The organism is Deferrivibrio sp. (assembly GCF_055117995.1).
In genome coordinates, this window is record NZ_JBSQOT010000063.1 from 1 (window position 1) to 7,046 (window position 7,046).

General features: G+C 30.6%; 4 protein-coding genes. All 4 read left to right on the forward strand.

What is annotated here, in order from left to right; genetic code table 11:
* The first annotated feature begins 121 nt into the window (after positions 1 to 121).
* From ACTCAF_RS10525 to ACTCAF_RS10540, 4 genes are read left to right on the forward strand one after another with little or no spacing between them, the layout of a single operon-like run.
* Positions 122 to 1,423, forward strand: a complete 1,302-nt coding sequence (locus ACTCAF_RS10525) for a hypothetical protein (protein WP_463063239.1) — start codon at positions 122 to 124, stop codon at positions 1,421 to 1,423.
* Positions 1,386 to 2,054, forward strand: a complete 669-nt coding sequence (locus tag ACTCAF_RS10530; protein WP_463063240.1) for a condensin complex protein MksE — start codon at positions 1,386 to 1,388, stop codon at positions 2,052 to 2,054. The genes ACTCAF_RS10525 and ACTCAF_RS10530 overlap by 38 nt, the downstream gene beginning before the upstream one ends.
* Before the next feature lie 2 nt (positions 2,055 to 2,056).
* On the forward strand, positions 2,057 to 5,566 hold the full coding sequence (locus tag ACTCAF_RS10535; RefSeq protein WP_463063241.1) for an ATP-binding protein: 3,510 nt from the start codon (positions 2,057 to 2,059) through the stop codon (positions 5,564 to 5,566).
* Positions 5,538 to 6,530, forward strand: coding sequence for a Wadjet anti-phage system protein JetD domain-containing protein (locus tag ACTCAF_RS10540; protein ID WP_463063242.1), 993 nt, complete (start codon positions 5,538 to 5,540; stop codon positions 6,528 to 6,530). Before ACTCAF_RS10535 ends, ACTCAF_RS10540 begins: the two co-directional genes overlap by 29 nt.
* The last annotated feature ends 516 nt before the right edge of the window (positions 6,531 to 7,046 follow it).

The following is a 7,046-nucleotide window of genomic DNA, read 5'->3' on the forward strand; positions in this document are numbered from 1 at the left end:
ATTGTTGCTTTTTTTGTCAAAATCATAATACAACATTTTGGAGGCATTATCAATTATAAATGCCTGTCAAATAACATTTCTTATATAAAAATGGGGTGACGGCAGATGATAAAACTAACTTATGAGTGAAGTAGAAATTATAAAAAAAATTAAAGATTTACTTGCTAAATTTCCTGATGGCATAACTATTTCACCTGTGGAAATTGTTACGCTTTACCTTTTGCACTTACATAGAGAAGAATCCGATGAAAACGATTTCATAGACAAAGAGATTGTAAGTATAGCAATACACAGAAGTATGAATTATTTAGGCCAGCTTAACTGCAGTGTTCCGGTAAAAGCTGACTCAGTAATGGAAAACCTTTTAAAGAAAAGGCTGATACTTTATTCTGCCACAGAGAAAAATTCTTACTATTTATCTGAAATAAGTAGCAATGTTTTAAACGGGCTGTTTTCGAAAGATTTGGAGACTATCTCTGATGTTGAAAGTAATCTTAACACTATTTATATTGCTCTTAAAAATCTTGAGAATGCTTCTAAAAATGAAATCAATGGTTTTTTCAAACATACATTTTTTGATCTAATTTTCAAAATAGATAAGAAAATAATGCAAATTAAAGAAGAAATTCTGGATATAAAGGCCAAGATAAAAGTATCTATAGGCAGTGGTGATGAAGAGTCTTTTACTCATTTTTTAAGATATCTTGAAGTTATTCGTAGCCTATTGAAAGAAATTTCTACTTCTTTGTCGAAATATTCTGCTTATAATCAAATATTGTATTTTGTGAATATACTTGAGCAAAAACTTCACGATGAAGCTGATCTAATTGATAATATTCACAAAGCTTATCGTAAATTGTTTGGTATAAAAAATGAACTTGAAAACACACTAACGGATGTAACCGAATTTATAAATAGACATGTCAGCCTTATAACTTCACAGATAAATATTAGTTCGCTTGATAGGATTCTGGAATTTCAAAGAAAACTGATTTTAAATTTTGCAAAAAAGAAGGTTTTGCTTCGAAAGCCAGGCCGATTAAAGGTTAAAGATTTTAGATACACCTGGAAAACCAGACCGAGAAAGCCGGTGCATATCCATATAGAAAATACTATCAAATATGAAGAAATAGATAAATTCGAGAAAATTGAGATTGAAAAGATAAAAAATCACCTGCTAATGACACTTGAAAAAGAGGGAAGAGTTGACTATATCTCGGAAATTATGAAATTTCCTCTGGTGGAAGGTAATTTGCCTAAGTATTATAACAAGATTCTTTTTGAAATTTCAGATGAAGTGACTGTAATACCCGAAGATAGTGAATTTAAATACATAAATTGCTATTTATCAAATATTAATCTAATACAAAAAAGAGGCCAAGTTGGTGCAAGACGGTTTAGAGAAGCTAATCAGGGAGAATAACCCTATCTTTAGAAGAATAAATTATTTGCTTTTGGATGGTGTCAACATTTCTGCAAGCAATATTCCTTCGGAATATGCCTTTATTGAAGAAAATGAAGAGATATTATCCGAATATTATGAATTTTTAGGATATAAGCTGCAAAATTATGACAGCAACTATTATCTTTCTGTTGCTAAAAAGGACAATTACACTTCGTTTGAGTACTATAGCAAATCGGAAACATTTCTTGGAATGTATCTGAGTCTAAAATTTTTTCAGAATATGGAGAATCCTGTGTTTAATACAGGTGACCTTTTTGAAGAGCTAAACTCAATATTTGCATTGGAGCATTTATATGAAATATTTGTAAAAAAAATGCAAAATTTTTACGAGTCCGATAAGCGTCTTGAAACGGTCAAAGATAATTATGCAAAGACTTTAAGACAGCTAAATAAGTACAACTTTATAGGTATTCTGGATGGGACTGCTGCAAATATCGCAAATTCTAATATAGAAGTGAAAAGCAGCATAAAGAGGTTTTTTGACCTTGCGCTTGAGCTTTACGACAAAGATAATGAAGATATGGATATTGGAGAACTTTTAAATATTTTTATCAATGAAACGGATTTTGATGTTTTAGAGGAAGATTGAAGATGTCCATGATTTTAAAAAGGGATAGGGTTTTTGTTGAGTCGCTTATTGTTATTGGATTTAAACTATATCCAAAATGTATCGTAAATTTTGATGAGACATTTACATCTTTATTTGGTAAAAACGGAGTCGGCAAAACGACATTGCTTGATGCTGTCCAGATAGGGTTAATAGCAAATCAGCATTATACAAAATTTAACATAACCACTCAGAAGGATGACCGCTCACTTGCTGATTATATGTATGACTCATCAGGATATATTATTTTCAATACTAATAAAAAAATATCTTTCGGTGTCAGGTTGTTGAAAAATCCCGATATGAAGGTCGATATAAAGCCGTTTGTTATAGAAAATGTATCTGTAAGTCCTGATGATTTTTTTGAGGGGAGCTTGCTTTTGGATAATTTTCAGATATTGACGAAAAATTTATTAAATAGATATCCCGGGCTCAGACTGCAAAACTTTCAAACTGTCGCCGAATATCACAGCTATTTATATGAAAATGGGATTATGGCGATAAATATCTCAAACAAGATATCAGAATTTTCCATGTTATACAGATCTATTTCAACCGGAATTCTCAGGCAGGGGAAGAAAATATTAAAAGATATATTGTCTACCGGTGACTCAAGCCCCAGAAAATTGATACACTCTCTCACCAAAAGTATTAAACAACGCAGCGATATTGTAAGAAAAATCGCACAGATAAAGTCCATTAAAGAGGAGATTTATAATTTGGAAGAGGTGGCAAAAGATTATAACGACAAGGCGTTTAAATATCTTAGCAATCAACTGAATATTTATAGCTCAAAGCTTGAAAACACTAAAGCTCAAATAATAGATAAAGAAAATGATATAAAAAGGCATGACCTGGAGATTGAGAAGATAGGTGAAGCGATAATTCAAAAGGCTAATGAGCTTAAATTTACTGAGGAACAACTGGAAAAATTATTATCAAGTATTTCAACATTGAACAAAAATTATAATGCCTTTTTGCGATATTCTTCAATTTCTGATGATCTAAATAAAATCATTGAAGAATTTGCTGAAAAAGAGAAAATTTTTGCCTTTTTCCACGATGAACTCAATAAAATAAAAGGGACATTGGCAGAAATAGAGTCAAAAAAACAAAGCTTGGAAATAGAAAAAGCAAAAATTGAGGGTGAAGTTAAGGCTTTGTCTTATCATTACAATAATTATTTGGAATTTCAAAAGCATTTTCTGAATATTCTTGAGATTACAAAAGAGGAGATAGAAAATATTAAAGATTTTGAGAATTTTTTGAACTACTGGGAGCAGATATCAAAAGATATTGAAAATTTACATTTTTTCAAAAAAGAGTACGATGTTTTGATGGAAAAACTTAAAAGCCACAGAAAGGCATTAGGTTTGAAGAAAAAACTTCAAAGTAGCAAAATAACATTTGCAACAAAAGATGAGTTAATCCGGATAGCTAAATTAAAAGAATCAGAGATTTTTGATTTAAAGAATCAGAAAGAAAACCACAGGAATGAAATAGAAGAAAAAAACAATGAAGTAAATGAACTTCTCAAAGGCAAGATTATTTTGCCGGATGCATTAAAAAGTTTTAATGGAAATTTTTTGTACAAAATCTTTGATAATGTATCATTGGAGGATAGTGAAGAGATCGAATCAATTCTTGGGGATCTGAAATATGCAGCGATAACGGAAAATGATGATGAAATATATGATTATGCAAAAGGTAAAGAAAGACTATATTTTATAAATAAAAGCGGTATTGATATTGATGATTTTATTACAAAAAAGGTAAATGACGGGTATCTTGTAACCTGTAAAAATATACCTCACATAATAAGATTTGAACCCAAACCTAAATATCCGTCAATAGGCGAAAAATCCAGAAAGCAAAAGGCTGATGCCCTTCTGGAAGAAATCAAACAATTGGAAAGAAGTATCAATGAAGTTGAACAAAAAATTCTAAGCGTAACAAATATTTTGAATGATATAAATGGGTTGATCTTTGTTTATGAATATCTTGATATGACTTATCTTGAAAATGAAATATACGAAAAACAAAAAAATATCGAATTCATAGAAGCAAAAAGTTTTATTTTAAAGAAAATAAAGAATGACTTTGTCAAGGTTCAGAGACATAAAATGTATTTTGGAAGAGATGATTACAAATTTGATTATATAAAGGCCTCTGATAAGCTTAAAGAGATTAAAGAGCAGTTAAGTATTATTCAGGAAGAGATGAAGAAAATTGAAAAAGATGTAGATGTCGCTCAGGGTAATTTCACAAAAGCTGAGAAAGAGATTCAAACTTTGCAGCGAAGTAAGTATGAACTTGAAGCTGTAAAAAAACAATTTGAAAAAGATTATCCAAGAGAAATTTTAATGGGTGAAATAGATTTTACTGAAACAGAGGTTTTAAACAAAAAAGTTGAGCAAATGAAAAAAAGCAAGGAATATCTGCAAAAAGAGATAGACGAACTGAAAAATAAAAAGGGAAAATTAGAAAATAGACAGGAAAGATTGGTAGAAGAGATTAAAAGACTGAAGGATAATATACCGGTATTTGAAGATGAAATATACAAAATTAGTGAAAATGCAAAAAAATTAATTTCAGATGATATTTCACCAAAGCAATTTGATATTAAAGATAGTGATTTTTATGAGAGCAAAGGGGTGTTTGAAAAAGAAATTGATACTTTTTTGAAGAAACATGAAAAAAATTATCCCCAATCTACCAGGATATTAGAGCAGCTAAATGATGCCATCACCAAAGTATTTCCAAATTTTCAGTCTTTGACAAAATTAATGGAAGACCTAGAAAAATTAAATATCCAGCTATTGCAGATAGAAGAGGACATCAGGGCAGTAATTGGAAATTTTAAGGCAGGTATTGAGGAGAATATCTATAAAATAAAAAGTATACTTAGAAAATTAAATAATGATTTAAAATCTGTACATTTTGGCAAAATCAGGCAGGTGAGGTTAAAAGTCCAAGAAAGGTCAGCATATCATAAGCTTCAAAAGATTCATCAATCAGGTTCCATAATGAGTTTATTGGAATCTGAAAATATAGATTTTGAGGAATTTATAAAAGAGTTGGGAAAAAATTTGGGTTATAACAAGGCACAGGTTACAGAGAACGATGTACTTGATTACAAAAATTATTTTGACATTGAGATTGAGCTTTATGATGAATCTGGGAATTTGAGAGATAGAGGGCTTTCAAATGGTGAAAATCTGGGTACTAATATTGTTGTAGTATTAAGTATGCTGACACGATTGTCTGATGAAAGTATTAACAACAAAATGCTTCCTATTGTGCTTGATGAAGCCGACAGACTTGATTCAGATTCTTTAAATACCCTGTATGAGATAGCACTAACATGGGGCTTGCAACTAATTGTTGCCCTGCCAAATCTTCCAAATTTTAACAAGGGGATGCATTATCATCTTATCTCTGGTGATGGAGGGGTTGTTATGCCGCATGTTAGATTTGAGATGGATAATGCTTAAGAGATGTCTTTTTTTGTTAAAACTTATAGAAACAGGGGAATGTAAATACTCAAAGTGTTTGGATGAATTTATAAACTCCGGACTTGCTTATAGGAAAAACAATAGAGTAATTGCTGACGATATTGATTATTTGAAAAATTTTTTTAGTAATCACTGTAGCAATTTAGTGGAAAAATATTATTTTCTGGCATCTAAAAATATCTATCCAAAGGATAGTAAATCCCTTGAAAATGCGTACAAGCTTTATATGTATTTGAATAAGAATAAGGTTGAAAATCGGGATTTAAGGCATATTTCCACTGTTGTTTTTGGAAATTCAAAAATTTTATTGCAATCAAACCTACTGAGAAAAGTAGTTGATATCTTTTTTGAAAAATCTGATAAAATTATCGAAAATTATTTTAACATTATCCACTTAAGAAGCAACAACAAAGTTTGTTTTGCAGGAGAAGATATTACGAATATTATTTTTAAAAACGGTTTTTTTTCATGTTTTAGCAGTAAGATAATTGAAGTGAAGGCTGATTTGGAGTATGTTGTAATATTTGAAAACTTATCCCCTTTTTTCAAACTCAATCCTGAAAACAGTCTTTTTATTTATGCCGGTGGATTTCAGAATATATCGGAAATAAGCAGAGCCCTAAAAGAATTTAATTTTAAACAAATAGTTCATTTCGGAGATGTTGACCCATCAGGTTTGATGATAGCTGACATTTTATTATCACACAATAAATCTGCCGATTTCTATCCGGACTTAGAAACGATAAGGTCTGTTAATAATATGATAGATAAACCTATTTTTGCTGAAAAAGAGTACAATGAAAACACGTTGAAATCGCAAATGCTAAAAGAAATTTCCAATTATATGAAAAAGTCCGGGAATTATAGGATAGAGCAGGAGATGGTTGTTGCCTTTATGTTGCAAAATAAAATAAAAATACCTTACTGGTGCTCAATTGTCTAATTTTTACTGTTTTTACAGCCAAACCGTGTAAATTTCATTTTGAAAAGAACAGGACTGCCCATTAAAATTTGACATTCAGCAACAAAAAATGTGACGGAAAAGAGTACAAAGGAAAATATACGAACAATACGCAATTTTTTAAAAACTTATTGGCTTTGACATAATATTTTAACTCCCTTCAAACGATATAAAATTCATTATCAATTTTATTAGTTGCTCTTTTCGCTCTGGTGGGCTTGCTGCCACAAGATAACAAACAGCCGTTAATGTATTGCTATGAGACCTTTGCACGGGATAACTTGTTCTAAAATGATTTAATATGTTGATAATTGTTAAAGGTAAAATAATTCCCCAGTAAAAGGCCCTTAAAAATCCCCACCTATGTATGTTAACATGCCTCCACCAAATACATAGGTGGGAGGTAAATAAAAAGTGCTGGGGGTATCGATGTATTACACAGTTCAAACATTGTTGAAACAAGGAAAAAATATTTCTCAAATATCCAGAGAAGTAGGT

Bases quoted from the DNA above. Each gene is read 5' to 3' on its own strand.
- ACTCAF_RS10535 (WP_463063241.1), top strand. From the start codon at position 2,057: ATGTCCATGATTTTAAAAAGGGATAGGGTTTTTGTTGAGTCGCTTATT.
- ACTCAF_RS10540 (WP_463063242.1), top strand. From the start codon at position 5,538: ATGTTAGATTTGAGATGGATAATGCTTAAGAGATGTCTTTTTTTGTTA.
- ACTCAF_RS10525 (WP_463063239.1), top strand. From the start codon at position 122: ATGAGTGAAGTAGAAATTATAAAAAAAATTAAAGATTTACTTGCTAAA.